Here is a 16,931-nt window from a genome sequence, read left to right as displayed (position 1 = left end):
TATTTTTAAGCTTAACATTCGGGTAAACTATGACAAGTTTTTACCCTGTATTCTGGAAGATTTAATTTGATTATTCGGCGTTATCTGGTCAAGCAAGTTGTATCAACATCCTTGGTTGTGATTGCCTTATTGACCTTGATCATGATGGGTGGTCGACTGATCAAGTACTTCGGTGTGGCAGCACAAGGACGTCTGGATGCAGGCATTCTGTTCAGTATTATTGGTTATCGTTTGCCTGAATTCCTGACCCTGATTTTACCTTTAGGTTTCTTTATTGGTCTGATGCTGGTATTTGGCCGGCTCTATGTCGATCATGAAATGGCAGTCATGAATGGTAGCGGGGTCAGTCGCAATCAGCTGGCACGATTACTCATTCCGATGACTTTAGTATTTCTAGTCGTTCAGGCATTTTTAATGCTCTGGGCGGCACCGTGGGGTATTCGTCAGTTTGAAGCATTGACCAATGAGCAGGCAGTACGGACGGGTTTCGATCTGGTACGGCCGAAAGAATTTATTTCCTCGGGACCCTATACCATTTATGCAGGTGATTTGTCGGAAGACCGTAAAAACCTGAAAGATATCTTTTTCTATCAACGTGCAGAACGTGAAGGCAAACCAGATGTTATGATTCTGGCGCAAGAAGCGACCCGTGTAGAAGTGGCAGGGGACACCGCCAATGTGGTGGATCTAGTCAATGGTCGCCGTTATGAAATCTTTGCCGGCATGCCGAAATATACCCAAGCGGAATTCGAGACTTATCGTCTGCGTCTGGAAAATGATAAAGAAGCCAAGTTTGAAAGTGCTGAGGTTGAAGCCTTGCCGACTTCAAAACTCTGGGAAAACCGTCAGGATCCTGTGGTCGCCAGTGAGCTCGGTTGGCGAGTATTTGTACCATTTGCGATTATTGCGGCGCTGATGCTGGCCAATGCCTTGTCTGAAGTGAGTCCACGTCAGGGGCGTTATCTTAAACTCTTTCCAGCACTCTTGATCTTTGCCAGCCTGATTGTAGCTTTAATGGCAGTAAAAACGCGCGTCAGTAAAGAGGAAATGGGGATTTGGGCTTATCCAATGGTCCTGATTTTCTATGGTATTGCTGCGGCTCTATTTGCACGTAAACAGAAGCTGGCGCCGAAAATCAAGAAACAGATTCAACGAGCGAGGTCTTAATCATGCTGGCACGTCGTATCGTTGCAAAACATGTGACCGGAACCACTGCACTTGCTATGCTCGGTGCAACAGCCGTATTGGCCGGTCTACAGGTATTATTTACTTACTTGGGTGAATTAGGCTCACTAAAAGAAGGCTATGGCGCCTGGCAGGCACTGAAATATGTGCTGTGGGGCGCGCCAAACTATCTGTATGAAATCCTACCAATCTCTGCACTGATTGGTGCTGTTCTCGGCTTAGGTACACTCGCTTCTAACAGTGAGTTGATTGTGATGCGTTCGGTTGGGGTCAGCCTGTGGCGGATTGTCGGCTGGGTAATTCGTTCGGCATTACTCCTGGTGATTTTATCTTTTGCTTTAAGTGAATGGGTAATTCCGTATACCAATGAGCAGGCCAAAGCAGTGAAGAGTTACAACAAGCCTGTAAAAATTGGTGAGGTTAAAGGCTACTGGACCCGTGAAGGTCAGCGTTTTATCTATATTGACTATGCTAATGCCAAAGGTGAGCTAAAAAACGTACAGATGCTGGACTTTGATGAAGATTATCGTCTGCGCGGGACGCTAAAAGCCGAGCAGGGTGATTTTATCAAGGATGGTGCGTGGACTCTACAGAATACGCAGGAAATGAATATTCTGCAGAATGGTAATGCCACGCTGATAACACATTCCGAACAGCCGCTGGCCTTAGCGCTGCAACCGAAGTATGTGCATATGGTAACCATTGACCCGGAGGATCTATCGCCTAGTCAACTGGTCAGTTTCATGAGCTATATGCATGAGTATAGCCAGGTACCAAAGACCTATGAACTGGCTTTCTGGCAGAAAGTCGGCTCGCCATTTGCTCTGATTGCATTGGTGGTGATTGCCTGTTCCTTTATTTTTGGACCGCTACGTCAACAATCCATGGGCTTTCGCCTGGTGATTGCATTATTTGCAGGTTTAGGCTTCTTCTATCTGCAGGACTTCTTGGGTTATGCGAGTTTAGTCTATGCACCGTCGCCAGCATGGTTTGTGTTTATTCCAATTATCATCATGTTTGCAATTGGTGGTTATCTACTGCATCGGGCACGCTAAGCCACAAGAAAATAGAAGAAATCAATCGCAGTGAGAGGCTTAAACCATGGTGTAGTCATGGCCTCTCACTGCAAAATTAGTTAAAATAGAACGATTAATTCGTAAACGAACAAGAGTATTCATTATGACGGATGCAACTGCTGGCAAAATCCCTCACGTATTGGTAATTATGGATGGTGTGGGTCATCGCGAAGCGGTCGAAGACAATGCGTTTTTAGCGGCTAAACGACCTCATTTAACTGCTATGCAGGAAAAGCATCCGCATGGTTTGATCTCTGGTTCTGGTGAAGATGTCGGTCTGCCTGATGGTCAGATGGGTAATTCTGAAGTCGGTCATATGAATCTCGGCGCTGGCCGTGTGTTATATCAGGACTTCACCCGTATTACCAAAGATATCCGTACCGGTGCGTTCTTTGAGCATGAAGTACTGATTGATGCGGTAGAAAAAGCCAAAGCGTCAAATGGTGCCGTACATATTCTGGGCTTGTTATCTGAAGGTGGAGTGCACTCACATGAAGACCATATCGTGGCGATGGCAGAGCTGGCATTAAAACGTGGTGCCAAAGTCTATCTACATGCTTTCCTGGATGGCCGTGATACGCCGCCGAAAAGTGCACAACCATCATTGGAAAAATTAGATGCTGTTTTTGCTCAATATCCAGGTCAAGGCCGTATTGCCACCATGATTGGCCGTTACTTTGCCATGGATCGTGACAACCGTTGGGATCGCGTGGAACAGGCGTATCGTTTGCTGACTGAAGGTGAAGCAGTTCGTACGGCAGCCACTGCAGTAGAAGGCCTGGAACAGGCATATGCAGCAGATGAGTCTGATGAATTCGTGAAAGCGACCCGTATCGGTGATGTGGCTGCGATTCAGGATGGTGACAGCGTAGTCTTCATGAATTTCCGTGCGGATCGTGCGCGTGAATTAACACGTGCTTTTGTTGAGAAAGATTTTACTGGTTTTGAACGCAAAGTTGTGCCAAATCTGGCGAAATACGTGATGTTGACCCGTTATCAGGCAACAATCGATGCGCCTGTAGCATATATGCCAGAAGCGCTGGTGAACTCGATTGGCGAATATTTATCAGACCTGGGCAAAACCCAATTACGTATCGCAGAAACTGAGAAATATGCACACGTGACTTTCTTCTTCAGCGGTGGTCGTGAAGATGAATATCCAGGTGAAAAACGTATCCTGATTCCATCTCCAAATGTAGCAACTTATGACCTAAAACCGGAAATGAGTGCATACGAAGTGACCGATGAACTGGTTGCAGCGATCAACTCAGGTGAGTTTGACCTGTTGGTGGTGAACTATGCCAATGGCGATATGGTCGGTCATACCGGCGTATTTGATGCAGCAGTCAAAGCAGTGGAAGCAGTGGATACTTGCTTAGGTCGTGTTTATGAAGCAGTGATGGCGCAAAAAGGCCATATGATTATTACTGCAGACCATGGTAATGTTGAGCAGATGCAAGACTATCAAAGTGGTCAGGTGCATACCCAACATACGACTGAACTGGTCCCGTTTATTTATGTGGGTCCAACTTCGGCAACGATTGCAGAAGGCGGTGTACTGGCGGACGTGGCGCCAACATTGTTAAGTCTGATGCAACTTCCGGTGCCAGCAGAAATGCAGGGCCGTAACTTAATTGAGCTGAACGCTTCATAAAAAATATCAATAGGATAAAGAATGGCAAAATCACAGCAGAAGTCAGTTTTACTCGCAAGCTTACTGATGTGTTTGAGCCATTCGGCATGGAGTGCTGGGTCTCAGGGTCCAGCACTCGATGATATGGTCATGGACCAGCAAACCTATAGCGAAATTCCGGTTTCTTCGATTCAGGAATTCGTGCAGATTTATGGCATTGTCAAAGATAATTATATTCAAGATAAAAATGACGATGTATTATTCCAACAGGCAATTCGTGGTCTGGTCGGTGGTTTAGACCGCTATTCCCGTTATCTTTCTCCAGAAGACTTCAAACAGCTCCGTCAATATACCGAAGGCGATCTAGCCAGTATCGATTTTGACCTGCAGTTTAATCCGCAATTGAAGCAGTGGATGGTACAGGGACTCAGTCCGGATGCCGACTCTGCCAAGCAGGGACTGCGTAATGGCGTGACAGTTTACAAGATTGATGATCAGATCTTAAATACGCTGAAGCGCGAGCAGGTTCGGGATTTGCTCAGTGGCGCGATAGGCTCTACTTTAAGCATTCAGCTTTCTGCGCAAAGTACGCCGGTGACGCTGGTTCGTAATATTAAAGTAGATACCGAGATTAAATCGACCTTGCATAATAATCAGGTGCTGGTCTTGCAGGTCAAGGTCTTCCAGCAGGACACAGCCAACGAAATTAAACGAATTATTGACAGCTATTCCAGTCAACGTTTAAAAGCCGTGTTATTGGATCTACGTAATAATCCAGGTGGCCTGCTTTCGGCAGCGGTAGAGTCTGCGGATCTATTCCTGAATCAGGGCATTATTGTCTCGACCAAAAGCCGGGCAGAAGGGGATCAGCAGTTTCAGGCTTTACCAGGATTTGAATTTCAGAATCTGAAAATTGGAATTTTGATTAATAACCGTTCTGCCTCTGCAGCCGAAGTCTTTACCGCTGCCTTGAAAGAGCATAACCGTGCCTGGGTGGTCGGTGAAAAAAGCTATGGTAAAGGTGTGGTGCAGAAACTGTTTCCTCTTAGCAATGGGGCGGCGTTACAGATGACGGTATCGCAATATTTCAGCCCCAGTGGTCAGCGTATTGAGGGTCTTGGTGTGCAGCCTCACCTCAGTTATCCGCTTGGCGTTGAGATGAGGGAAGAAAGTTATCTGGATCACATCACTGAATTATTGCTTTTACAAAAATAATGAAGGGGGCATAGCCCCCTCATCAATCATTCTTCTTCATCGGTATCGAGTCCAAATTTTTTCAGACGATAACGCAGCGAGCGGAAAGACATGCCCAACTTTTTTGCGGCAAGCGTACGGTTCCAGTGAGTCAGATTCAATGCATTTAGCAAAATTTCTTTCTCGATTTTCTCCATATACAGTTCAAGACCTTCTTCAGGCAGTTTTTTTGGTACGATAAAAGTATCAGTAGTGTTACTCGATTCGGATGCTATATTCGATGTGATTTCGGAAGTCACAAAACTCTGACGTAAAGGTGCAGTTTGCAAATGCTGGATATCAATTGTGTCTTCATCGCTGAGGGTAATTGCTCGCTCGATGATATTACGCAATTCCCGGACATTTCCTGGATAGTATTGAGTCAGTAACTGCTCTTTGCTACGCTCAGTCAGGCGTTTCACAGGGATTTGCCATTCCTGACAGATCTTCTGAATAAAGTGTTCAGCCAGCAGCAGAATGTCATTACCACGCTCACGTAATGGTGGCAACACCAGATCCATCACATGAATGCGGAAGAATAAATCCTGACGGAATTTACCTTGCTGTACCTGTGCTTCCAGGTCCTGATGACTGGCGCTGATGACGCGAAAATCCACATCAATTTCGATATCTGAACCTAAAGGGCGAATCCGTTTTTCCTGTACTGCACGTAGCAGTTTGACCTGCATACTAAGTGGAAGTTCTGCAATTTCATCCAGAAATAAACTACCGCCATGTGCAGACTGGATCAGCCCCTGTTTGTCCTGCATGGCGCCAGTAAAGCTGCCTTTCTTGTGCCCGAACAGCTCACTTTCCATCAGTTCAGCTGGAATTGCGCCACAGTTAATGGCAATAAAGGGTCCTTCACTCCGGTTACTGAGGCGATGGACCAGATTTGCCACTACTTCCTTTCCAGTTCCAGATTCACCGGTGATAAATACAGGGGCTTGAGAGCGGGCAATTTTATGCAAGGTAGTACGTAATTGCTGAATCGGCTTGGACTGGCCAATCAGCATTTTATATTCTAGGGTATCTTGCTGATTGGATTGGTAATCTACTGGCTTATTTAGTGCTTTTTGCAGTAACTGTTCCAGATGTTTCTGATTAATCGGCTTACTGACAAAGTCAAAGGCACCTGCCTTGAGTGCAGCAATAGCAATATCCATATTGCCATAGGCAGTTAACACAGCAACCGGTAGGGAAGGATGATGCTCACTGATAAATTCCAGTAACTGCAAGCCATTGCCATCAGGCAGATTCAAGTCCGTAAGGCAAGCGTCATACTGATGATCTGCCAAGCGTTTTTTAGCATCCTCCAGACGATGGGCGATATGCGTGCGAATTCCCATACGCATAAGCGACATCTGCATGAGCGTACAGAGATCTTCTTCATCATCGACCAATAGTACCAGTGGTTGTTGTTCCACACTCTTTCCCCTTAAATTTAAAAATTAAACAGTGATGCGCTGGCAGCTAATCCGGAAGCAGGCACCCTGTTCTTGTTGTATATAATTCAGCTGGGCCTGATTGGCCTCACAGAAACTGTGGGATAAATATAGCCCTAGTCCTGTACCATTAATTGAAGTGCTGAAAAATGGTTTAAACAGCAGACTCTGATCGGCAGGCGCCACACCCTGACCAAAATCCCGTACATCAATCCAGACTTTATGTTCATAAGGATGAACTTTTAATTCTACATAGCCTACGGCTGGATCGTTATGCCGCACGGCATTACGCAATAAATTGACCAATACTTGACGTAGCTGGGCTTCATCAAACTGGATGTCCAGTCGCATATCAATATTCAGCTTAATCTGATCAGCAATATCAGCCAAATCCTCATGGATACATTGTGGAATAAATTCATTCAGCTGAATAGATACTGGATGAGTCTCTTTATTCTTCACCATATTCAGCGTGTCTTCAATAATCCGGTTGATTCGTGTTGCCTGCTTGCTGATCATGCCATGCAACACCTGCTGTTGGTCCTGTTCACAACCAGGTAACAGATCATTAGCTTGAACAATCGCTGCAAGCGGATTACGAATCTCATGGGCAATACTGGCAGAAAGTTGCCCGAGTGCCGCCAGTTTTAATTGCTGGACTTGTTGATTAAGTTTTTGCGCATCTTGCAGCACCAGCAACATTAAAGTTTGATGCGGTACAATCAGTTTTTGTACTTGAACATGAATATTGAAACGGCTTTGCTGGGATTCAAACTGAAAGCGTTCGCCATTTTCCAGATCTTCAAAGCGGATCAACTCAAACAGATCTGGTTGTGACTGGTACAATGGAAACGTGTCATGTGCATACATTTGCTGGATGCCAAGCAAGTGGCAGGCAGCAGGATTACTCAGCACCACATGACAGTTTTCATCGAGAACCAGATAACCAGTCTCAATCTGTTCCAGAATATAACGGTTAATATTTTGTAGACGATAAAGTTCCATGGACTGGGAAAAATTGACATTTTCCAAGATCTGGAAACGTCGGACTGCAATTTGCCCGATGCCATAGACCACAAAAAACATGAAAGCCAATATGGCGCTATTGCCGATATTACCCACAGAGGAAAGGGTAAACAGGCTGGTGATGAAATGCTGGTAAATCACACTGATGACCGCAATCAAGGTAATCACCAGCGCTTTTTGTGCATTCAGTAAAATGGAAGCGGCAAAGATAGTAATCACGAATAGCATACTGAGCTGTAGATTGGTGCCATTCGTGGCCAAGGTCAGCAGGCTGAGTGCACAGACATCGACAATAAAAATACCGGTCAGCTGTTGCTGAACAAATTTCTTAAAATACTTCAGAACAAAAAGCTGGATCAAGGCGATAGCAATGAAGCTACTCAGTACATAATGATACAGCTTGGGATATTCTAAATCGCTGGTGTGCTCAGGATAAGTGAGCACGAAAATCAGCAGTAAACCAGTACTGATGATCAGGCGGTATGCCGCATACCAAGTGCCCAGCAGATATTGGTTAAGCTCTGAATAAGAAGATCGCTGCGACATAGAACCTTTTTTGTTTTTTTAAGTTTTCTTAAATAGAGGGCATAAAATATTAAGGTTTAATCAGACCATAGCGCATTGCTAGATGGGTCAGTTTCACATCGCTGTCGATATTAAGTTTTTCAAAAATACGATAACGATAGGTATTTACAGTCTTAACACTCACAAAAAGTTTATCCGCAATTTCCTGGGCACTAATGCAGTTGACGACCATCATGGCAACCTGCATTTCGCGTTCGGACAGGGAATCAAATGGGGATTGCTGTGTGTCAGATAAATAAGAGCTCGCTAATTGCTCGGCAATATCTGCACTAAAGTATTTGCCGCCCTGCATGACTTTATTAATAGCACGTACCATCTCGGTAACAGGTGCACCTTTAGTGATATAGCCTTTAGCACCTGCTTTGAGTAACAGCGATGGATAAGGTTCTTCGGCAAGACCACTGACAGCGATAACTTTAGTATCAGGGGCTGTTTGTAGCAGTCGACGCGTAGTTTCAACACCACCAATACCCGGCATATTCACATCCAGGAGTACTACATTCGGATGATGCTGACGCACCAGAGTAATTGCTTCTTCACCAGATTCAGCTTGTCCAATGACCTGAACATCAGTGTGGTCTTCAAGCATTCTACAGATGCCAGTACGCACCAATTCATGGTCATCTACAACTAAAACTGTGATCACGTATACTCTCCCTCAGATGAAAAAAAATCATTTTTTTTGTTACACAACGCAAAATAAGCTTGCAATGAAACTACAAAATTAGCAATCCTACAGACATGTCATATTGAACTGTATCACGCAGTGTAGAGATCAATAATTGTTCTGCATTGTGGTAAATGTAATGTAAGCCATATTAGAGGTAATACGCAAATCAATCTTACCTCGTAAGTTGGGTGAAGGAATAGTGAAGAAAACACATAAGTCTTTGATGCATGTACTGGGTCTGTCGCTGGCAGTCAGCATGAGTACGACGACGAGTTTTGCTGAAATTATCATGAATTCGTCAGCAGCGGCCCCTCAGTCTAGCCTGAGCTGGTCTTCTGAACAGGCCAACCAGTTCTTGAGTGATGGATCGGATGCCGATGATGAGCCTTCTCCGCTTGGCTCTACGACAGTCACCACGACCATCCGTAGTCAGAATGGTCAAGCAGTACAAGAACCTGCCAAAACTGTACAGATTCTGGATACCAAGACCTATGGCACGCAGCCATCTGTCAATGCGCGTTCAGCGCTGGTAATGGACGCGCAGACCGGTGAAGTGCTGTATAGCAAGAACAGTAATACAGCAGTGCCGATTGCATCGATTACCAAGCTGATGACAGCAGTGGTGATCTCTGATGCACGTTTAAACATGAATGAAAAAATCACACTACAACAGGGTGATTTTTCATGTTCAGGTTGTAAGAGTTCAAGCTCGACGTTACGTGTCGGAGACACGATGAATCGTGCTGAAGCTTTATTGTTTGCACTGATGAAATCTGAAAACCCGGCTGCAGCAGCGTTGGCACGTACCTATCCAGGTGGTCGTAGTGCTTTTATTTCTGCCATGAATAGTAAAGCCAAAGCATTGGGTATGAATTCAAGTAAATTTCTGGAATCTACCGGATTGCATCCGGGCAATAAGTCATCTGCAAGAGACTTGGGGATTCTGGTAAACACCGCTTCGCAATACGGCTTGATCCGACAGTTCTCAACCACAGCAAGTTATGACTTTAATCTGGGTTACCGTGTGTTGAAATCGAATAATACTAATGCACTAGTACGTAATGGTGGCTGGAATATTAATATTTCTAAAACCGGTTTTATCAATGAAGCTGGACGTTGTGTAGTGATGCATACCACCTTAAATAACCGTCCAGTAGTCGTAGTGTTGCTTGGAGCAGATTCATCTGCTGCACGTACCAATGATGCAACACGTCTCATGACTTGGGTGTCTAGTTTGCCGAAACAGCGTGTTTAAGCTTTTATAAAATATTTAAGTCATAAAAAAGCCCTGCAGATGCAGGGCTTTTTGATTCTGTCTCTTACATATTAGACAGAATAGAATCGCGTACTTGATCCAATGTTGCATCGATCGACAGCATTACTGCATCAGAACATTGTTTGATTGCAGTATCGGGATCTTTCAGACCGTTACCTGTCACAGTACAAACAATTACTGAGCCTTCAGCAATCTTGCCAGCTTTGATGTCACGAATTGCACCGCCGATAGACGCTGCAGAAGCAGGTTCTACGAATACACCTTCGTACATGGAAAGTAGACGTTGTGCTTCAAGAATTTCAGCATCAGTCAGTTCGTCGAACCAACCTTGAGAATCACGAACAACCGCTTTGGCATGGTTCCAGCTTTGTGGATTACCAATACGGATTGCAGTTGCCACAGTTTCAGGGTTTTCTACTGGTGCACCACGTAGGAATGGTGCAGCACCAGCTGCCTGGTAACCCACCATTGTTGGAAGGCCTTCAGGTTTAGGACCAGTGAACGCATCAGTTGCAGGGTCATAAACCACTTGCTCAAACTGATCAGCAGGTTGGTTGGCAACGGCTTCGGTATAACCCATCCAGTGTGCAGTGATGTTACCTGCGTTACCGACAGGTAGGCAGTGGTAGTCAGGTGCACGGCCCAGCTCATCTACGATTTCGTAAGCAATGGTTTTTTGACCTTGCAAACGGTATGGGTTGATTGAGTTCACAATCGTCACTGGTGCTTTATCTGCGATTTCTTTCACCAGACGCATACCGTCATCGAAGTTACCGCGGATCTGCATGGTGATTGCGCCATACATCATCGCTTGTGCCATTTTACCCATGGCAATTTTGCCTTCAGGAATTAACACAAACGCTTTCATGCCTGCACGTGCAGCATAGGCAGCCGCAGCAGCAGAGGTGTTACCTGTAGAGGCACAGATAATGGCTTTTGAGCCTTCTTCAGCGGCTTTGGTCACCGCCATGGTCATACCACGGTCTTTAAATGAACCAGTCGGGTTTAAGCCCTCGTACTTCACATAAATTTCAACATTTTTGCCAATAATGCGCGGAATATTCGCAAGCTTAATCAGTGGTGTATTACCTTCGCCTAGAGAAACAGCAGGGGTAGTTGCAGACACTGGTAAACGGTCGCGATAGCGGTCAACTAAACCAGTATAACGATTGGCATTCGACATGATGATGTTCCAATTGTGTGTAGAGCTTGGTGAGGAGAGTAACCCCCTCAACCCGATTAATTATCAAGCGATTCTAAACGAATTCGCACAATTTCGCCATGAATGACAGGAAGAGCTTGAATTTGCTTTAACGCTTCATCCATTTTCGCTTCCTTGACTGGATCAGTCAGGATCACGATAGGAATAAGGTCTTTTAAGCGAGATTGCTGCATGATGGCATCGATACTAATACCGTTACGGCTCAGAATAGAGGTCACTTCTGCAAGAACGCCGGTTTGATCTTCAGCGTTAATACGGATGTAGTAGCCTGTGGTCATTTCTTCACGAGGAAGAATTGGCAAGTCGCTTAAGCTTTCAAAAGCCAGTTGTGGAATGGTACCTGCGCCATCTTCAGTGTAAGAGATGTCACGCACGATATCCACCACGTCAGCGACTACAGCAGATGCTGTAGGACCAGCACCAGCACCAGCACCATAGTACAGTGTAGGGCCAACGGCATTGGCTTGTACCAAGACTGCATTTTTCACGCCATTTACATTGGCGATTAGTTGCTCCTCAGGAATCAGGGTCGGGTGAACACGAAGTTCAATCCCTGTTTCTGTACGACGAGCAATACCGAGGTGTTTAATACGGAAACCTAAGTCTTCAGCATATTTTACATCTTGAGCCGTGATTTTGCTGATGCCTTCGGTGAAGACTTTATCAAATTGCAGCGGGATACCAAATGCAATCGATGCAAGTAAGGTTAGTTTATGTGCGGCATCAATACCTTCAACGTCAAAGGTTGGATCTGCTTCAGCATAACCCAGTTCTTGCGCTTCTTTCAGTACATCTTCAAAAGCACGGCCTTTGTCACGCATTTCAGTCAGGATAAAGTTACCTGTACCGTTAATGATGCCCGCCAGCCAATCAATTTTGTTGGCAGCCAAGCCTTCACGCATGACTTTAATAATCGGGATGCCACCTGCCACCGCTGCCTCGTAAGCAATTTGCACAGCGTTGTCATCAGCAAGTTTGAACAGTTCATTACCGTGTTCAGCGAGCAAAGCCTTGTTCGCAGTCACAACCTGTTTGCCATGCAGGATAGCTTCTTTAATGACTTCATAGGCAGGATGAATACCACCCATCACTTCAACCACAACATCAACATCTGGCTGACGTACGATCTCTAGCAGGTCAGCACTTTGCTTGATGCTGTCATCAAGTTCCAGGTCAGGACGCGGACGACGGGTACCCACATAAGTAATTTGAATTTCACGACCGGTGCGACGTTTAATCTCAGCAGCATTTTGTTTTAATAGTTTAAGGGCACCACCACCCACAGTACCAAGACCGAGGATTGCCAGACGAACTGGTTTCACGTCACACTCCAAATATAAACAGTTTTTTACGAGAGCCTAGATCATAGCTAAAAAAACGCGCTGACTCTAGGGTGATCTCAGAATATCTTTATGTATAACATAAAGTAAAATAACTTATTAAAATGAGTTATTTAAGACGGTCCAAAAGTTCAGCGGTCGACATGTATCCGCCCAGGTAAACACCCTCTGAACTATAGACACCCGGGGTACCGTTCACACCGATATTCAGACCCATTTGATATTGATCTTTCACAGGATTTTGACAGGTTGCTGGTGTAATTGATCCACCGGCAATAGCGGTATCAAAGGCAGCACGACGGTCGGCACTACACCAGATTGCTTCCATGGCTGGCATATGCTGCTCACCACGTGGCCATGCGATATAACGTACCTCAATGCCTTTATTGTTCATCTCATCCATCTGTTCGTGGAATTTATGGCAGTACGGGCAGCTAACATCGGTAAAGACATAGATAATATGCTTGGCTTTGTTGCCTTTGGCAGGGTAAATCAACAGGTCTTCGGCTTTTAGTGCTGCAAAGATTTTCTTGTTTACATCGGATTGCAGGGTTTCGCTGACATTGTGCAGCTGTTTGTCACCCAGGCGGATCACATCACCCTGAATGATGTATTTACCATCACTGGTCGCATAGACAGACGACATGCCTTCCAAGCTGACCCAGAACAGATTTGGTACTTCAGTGGTTTTAACGCCAGTGATTTTTGCCTTAATACCAGCCTTTTTGAAGTGACCTTCCAGGGTTGAGATCAGGCGTTGCTGAGCATTACGTTCTGATACGGTAGATGCTTCACCCGTCGCTGGTGCACTTGCAGTTAAAGTATCTGACTTTTTATCGTTTTGATTAGAGTTGGAGCAAGCAGTAAGACTGAAACCTGCAGCAAGCATACATGCGATAAACAGACTGGAGCGGGCAAATGTCATGGATAACCCTTTTTGTTCTTAGATAAAAATAGATGCCTAGCATAACAAAAAAATAGTTTGCAGGTTGAACTTCTCTGTACACGTTGTCAGTTCAGGTTCAGGCCCGTGGATGATGTGACGCATGCAGCTGTTGCATACGCACTTGTGCCACGTGGGTATAAATTTGGGTGGTCGACAGGTCACTATGTCCCAACAGCATCTGCACGACACGTAGATCTGCACCATGATTCAACAGGTGGGTGGCAAAGGCATGACGCAAGGTATGGGGAGAAAGCTCTGCCTGAACACCGGCCTGTAGTGCGTAACGCTTGATCGCATACCAAAAATTCTGTCGGCTCATGATGCCACCATGCTGGGTCAGGAACAGATAGTCGGTTGCTGTCTTGTACAATTGCGGACGTGCTTCATTCAGATATTTCTCGATCCATTCGCAGGCGACCTGCCCCATGGGTACTAATCGTTCTTTGTTGCCTTTACCTACGATACGCAGATAGCCCTGTTTTAGATTAATCAGTTCCAGTCGCAGGTTGAGTAGTTCTGTCACACGTAAGCCACAGGCATAGAGCACTTCCAGCATCGCCCGGTCACGTAAACCCAAGGCAGTATTGATATCCGGTGCATTGATTAGTGCTTCAACATCGGCTTCAGAAAGATCTTTGGGCAGGGCACGTCCCAGTTTTGGTGTCTTGTGTGCAGCAACCGGATTGTCATTTCTCAGCTTTTGTTCACGCAAGAATTTATAAAATGAGCGCAGGGCGGACAAACAGCGTGCAATTGAACGTGGACTTTTTTGCTGTTTGGTCAGCTCAATCAATACATCCGAGACATCATCATGATCCCATTCTGGTAAGGCTTTAGTTAGACAACTACTGCATTGAATTAAATCAGATAAATAGGCATTCCGTGTATGAGGACTCACGGTTTGTGCAATCAGATAGTCACGATAGCCGTGCAGAAACTGGGTACTTTCTGGAATCTGGACAGGAGCGGGAATACGGGGTTTTTTATTCAACATAGGATGAAAGAATCTGATCTAAAAAAGCGATAATGAGTATTGATATTCTCCAATGTAGTTTAATTTTATTACAGTGTCGATGTGATATAAGCTAAATCGGTTTGTAATTAATCTTATTTGTTAATTATTCTCATTTGTTTGTATACTGTACAAAATAGTTTAGGAATTTTCGCGGTGCGTTTGTCGGATTTGAAAGTGAAGCAAACAGCTATCATTCGAAAGGTTAATCGAACTACTGATGGCGAGGGCGCTCAACACGATGTCGTGGCGAGTCGCCTGGAAACGTTGGGTTTTGTGCCTGGCACAGAAGTGCAGGTCATTACCAAAGGTATTTTTGGTGGGGATCCGATTTTAATTCAGGTCGGTTTTACCCGTTTTGCCCTGCGTAAGTCAGAGGCAGCCAAAATTGAAATTGAAGCTGGAGTGTCGGCATGAGTGATGCCTTACGTATTGCCCTTGTCGGTAACCCTAACTGTGGTAAAACCTCATTATTCAACCATTTAACAGGTACACGTCAAAAAGTCGGCAACTATGCCGGAGTGACAGTAGAACGTAAAGTCGGTCACTTTACTTTGCCATCGGGCAAGGCTGTGCGTGTACTGGATCTGCCGGGGACTTATAGTCTGGATGCTACCAGTCCGGATGAAGCGATTACCCGTGATGTTGTACAGGGCAAAATTGCAGATGAAGAACAGCAGGATGCATTCCTGTGTGTGGTCGATGCCACCAATCTGAAACTGCATCTCGGTCTGGTTCTGGAAATGATCCAGCTCGGCCGTCCGGTGTTACTCGTTCTGAACATGATGGATGAAGCACGCCGTCGTGGGATGCAGATCAATACCCAGAAATTGTCCGAGCGTTTAGGTGTACCTGTCGTTGAAACGGTTGCAGTGCGCAGGTCAGGTGTTGAAAACCTGATGAATGCACTGGATCAGGGAAAATATGCTATTCCAGAGACTGAAATGACTGGCTTAAGCGGTGACAGTCATCACAAAGTTGAAAGCATCCTGAAAGATGTGGTGAACTTTGTAGATCAGGAAGACAAGCGCACCGATTTTCTGGATAAAATTTTCCTGCATCCGGTACTCGGTCTGCTTAGCCTAGCGGTGATGATGTTCGTGATCTTCCAGGCGGTATTTGCCTGGGCGGCACCCTTCATGGATGGGATTGAAACCTTCTTCGGCTGGCTCGGTGAGGTAGTCGGAGACAACATTGCCCATCCTTTGCTGAATAGTCTGCTCGTAGATGGGATTATTGCCGGTGCCGGCGGCGTTGTGGTGTTCCTGCCACAGATTCTGATCCTGTTCTTCTTTATCCTGGTATTGGAAGAATCCGGTTATCTGCCACGTGCTGCATTCCTGCTGGATAAATTGATGTACAAAGCCGGTCTTTCTGGTCGTGCCTTTATTCCATTATTGTCCAGCTTTGCCTGTGCAATTCCGGGCATCATGGCGTCACGTACCATTAGTGATCCACGTGACCGTTTGACCACAATTTTTGTAGCACCCTTGATGACCTGTTCGGCTCGTCTGCCGGTATATGCATTGCTGATTGCCGCATTTATTCCATCACAGTCGGTCTGGGGTATTTTTAACCTGCAAGGCTTGGTGCTGTTTGCTCTGTATATGGCAGGCATTCTAAGTGCGCTGATTGTTTCGTTTGTGTTGAAGTTTTTCAGCAAAGACAAATCAGAGCATATGCTGCTAATGGAACTACCAAGTTATCGTTTTCCAGATATCAAGAACGTCTGGATTGGTCTGCTGGATCGTGGCAAGATCTTCTTGAAGCGTGTGGGTGGCATCATCTTCGCATTGTCGATTCTGCTGTGGTTCCTGTGTACCTTCCCACAACCGCCTGAAGGGGCCACGTTACCAGATATTGATTATTCCTTTGCAGGGATGATTGGTCATTTTATCCAGCCGATCTTTGCACCGTTGGGCTTTAACTGGCAGATCTGTATTGCGCTGATTCCGGCAATGGCAGCTCGTGAAGTGGTTGTGGCTGCACTGGGTACAGTTTATGCCTTGTCAGCAGTTGATGAAGATGCGATGTCTGAAGGGCTTGCAGCTTTGATTAGCGGTGGCGGTGACTTAGGCTGGACACTGGCAACCGGTTTATCGTTACTGGTCTGGTTTATCTATGCGCCGCACTGTCTGGCAACTTTGGCAACGGTAAAACGTGAAACAGGTTCATGGAAAACTGTGGGCTTTATGACAGTTTATCTGTTTGGTCTGGCATATATCATGTCATTCCTGACTTATCAGATTGCTTCACACTATTTCGGTTAATACTGACTGAAA

Annotated in this window: 14 protein-coding genes; 7 read left to right on the top strand and 7 right to left on the bottom strand. The window is 45.5% G+C overall.

Going from position 1 to position 16,931, the window contains the following annotated elements; all coding sequences use genetic code 11:
- The first annotated feature begins 66 nt into the window (after positions 1-66).
- From lptF to HADU_RS12170, 4 genes are all read left to right on the top strand, one after another.
- Positions 67-1,167, top strand: a complete 1,101-nt coding sequence (gene lptF, locus HADU_RS12185) for an LPS export ABC transporter permease LptF (protein ID WP_004810151.1) — start codon at positions 67-69, stop codon at positions 1,165-1,167.
- Between the two features lie 2 nt (positions 1,168-1,169).
- Positions 1,170-2,240 (top strand): LPS export ABC transporter permease LptG, encoded by a 1,071-nt coding sequence (gene lptG / locus HADU_RS12180; protein WP_004810149.1) that lies wholly within the window; start codon positions 1,170-1,172, stop codon positions 2,238-2,240.
- 124 nt (positions 2,241-2,364) lie between these two features.
- On the top strand, positions 2,365-3,915 hold the full coding sequence (gene gpmI, locus HADU_RS12175) for a 2,3-bisphosphoglycerate-independent phosphoglycerate mutase (RefSeq protein WP_008306856.1): 1,551 nt from the start codon (positions 2,365-2,367) through the stop codon (positions 3,913-3,915).
- Between the two features lie 21 nt (positions 3,916-3,936).
- Positions 3,937-5,109 carry a S41 family peptidase gene (locus tag HADU_RS12170; protein ID WP_008306854.1) on the top strand — a complete coding sequence of 391 codons (1,173 nt, stop codon included), beginning with the start codon at positions 3,937-3,939 and terminating at the stop codon, positions 5,107-5,109.
- A 26-nt stretch (positions 5,110-5,135) separates the two neighbouring features.
- Here HADU_RS12170 and HADU_RS12165 read toward each other — a convergent pair whose 3' ends face one another.
- The 3 genes from HADU_RS12165 to HADU_RS12155 are packed head-to-tail and all read right to left on the bottom strand — an operon-like array spanning position 5,136 to position 8,829.
- On the bottom strand, positions 5,136-6,554 hold the full coding sequence (locus HADU_RS12165; RefSeq protein WP_008306852.1) for a sigma-54-dependent transcriptional regulator: 1,419 nt from the start codon (positions 6,552-6,554) through the stop codon (positions 5,136-5,138).
- 24 nt (positions 6,555-6,578) lie between these two features.
- Positions 6,579-8,144, bottom strand: coding sequence for a two-component system sensor histidine kinase NtrB (locus HADU_RS12160; RefSeq protein WP_004810141.1), 1,566 nt, complete (start codon positions 8,142-8,144; stop codon positions 6,579-6,581).
- Positions 8,145-8,193: 49 nt separating this feature from the next.
- Positions 8,194-8,829, bottom strand: a complete 636-nt coding sequence (locus HADU_RS12155) for a response regulator (protein ID WP_004810139.1) — start codon at positions 8,827-8,829, stop codon at positions 8,194-8,196.
- A 223-nt stretch (positions 8,830-9,052) separates the two neighbouring features.
- Between HADU_RS12155 and HADU_RS12150 the strand changes: the two genes are divergently transcribed.
- Entirely contained in the window at positions 9,053-10,108 is a 1,056-nt protein-coding gene (locus HADU_RS12150; protein ID WP_026056747.1) for a serine hydrolase, read from the top strand.
- A gap of 64 nt (positions 10,109-10,172) precedes the next feature.
- Here HADU_RS12150 and thrC read toward each other — a convergent pair whose 3' ends face one another.
- The 4 genes from thrC to xerD all read right to left on the bottom strand — a co-directional run bounded on the left by thrC (position 10,173) and on the right by xerD (position 14,631).
- Entirely contained in the window at positions 10,173-11,312 is a 1,140-nt protein-coding gene (gene thrC / locus HADU_RS12145) for a threonine synthase (protein ID WP_004810136.1), read from the bottom strand.
- Between the two features lie 56 nt (positions 11,313-11,368).
- Entirely contained in the window at positions 11,369-12,673 is a 1,305-nt protein-coding gene (locus tag HADU_RS12140; RefSeq protein ID WP_004810134.1) for a homoserine dehydrogenase, read from the bottom strand.
- 127 nt (positions 12,674-12,800) lie between these two features.
- Positions 12,801-13,616 (bottom strand): DsbC family protein, encoded by an 816-nt coding sequence (locus HADU_RS12135; protein WP_004810132.1) that lies wholly within the window; start codon positions 13,614-13,616, stop codon positions 12,801-12,803.
- Positions 13,617-13,713: 97 nt separating this feature from the next.
- Complete coding sequence (xerD, locus tag HADU_RS12130) at positions 13,714-14,631, bottom strand: site-specific tyrosine recombinase XerD (protein WP_004810130.1); 918 nt, start codon at positions 14,629-14,631, stop codon at positions 13,714-13,716.
- Between the two features lie 174 nt (positions 14,632-14,805).
- On the opposite strand from xerD, the gene HADU_RS12125 reads away from it, so the two are divergent.
- Positions 14,806-15,066, top strand: coding sequence for a FeoA family protein (locus HADU_RS12125; RefSeq protein WP_004810128.1), 261 nt, complete (start codon positions 14,806-14,808; stop codon positions 15,064-15,066).
- On the top strand, positions 15,063-16,919 hold the full coding sequence (gene feoB, locus HADU_RS12120; RefSeq protein WP_004810126.1) for a ferrous iron transporter B: 1,857 nt from the start codon (positions 15,063-15,065) through the stop codon (positions 16,917-16,919). Before HADU_RS12125 ends, feoB begins: the two co-directional genes overlap by 4 nt.
- The last annotated feature ends 12 nt before the right edge of the window (positions 16,920-16,931 follow it).

The organism is Acinetobacter sp. HA (assembly GCF_000264725.1).
Classification (GTDB): Bacteria; Pseudomonadota; Gammaproteobacteria; order Pseudomonadales; family Moraxellaceae; genus Acinetobacter; species Acinetobacter schindleri.
This window is presented reverse-complemented; position numbering and strand designations above follow the sequence as displayed.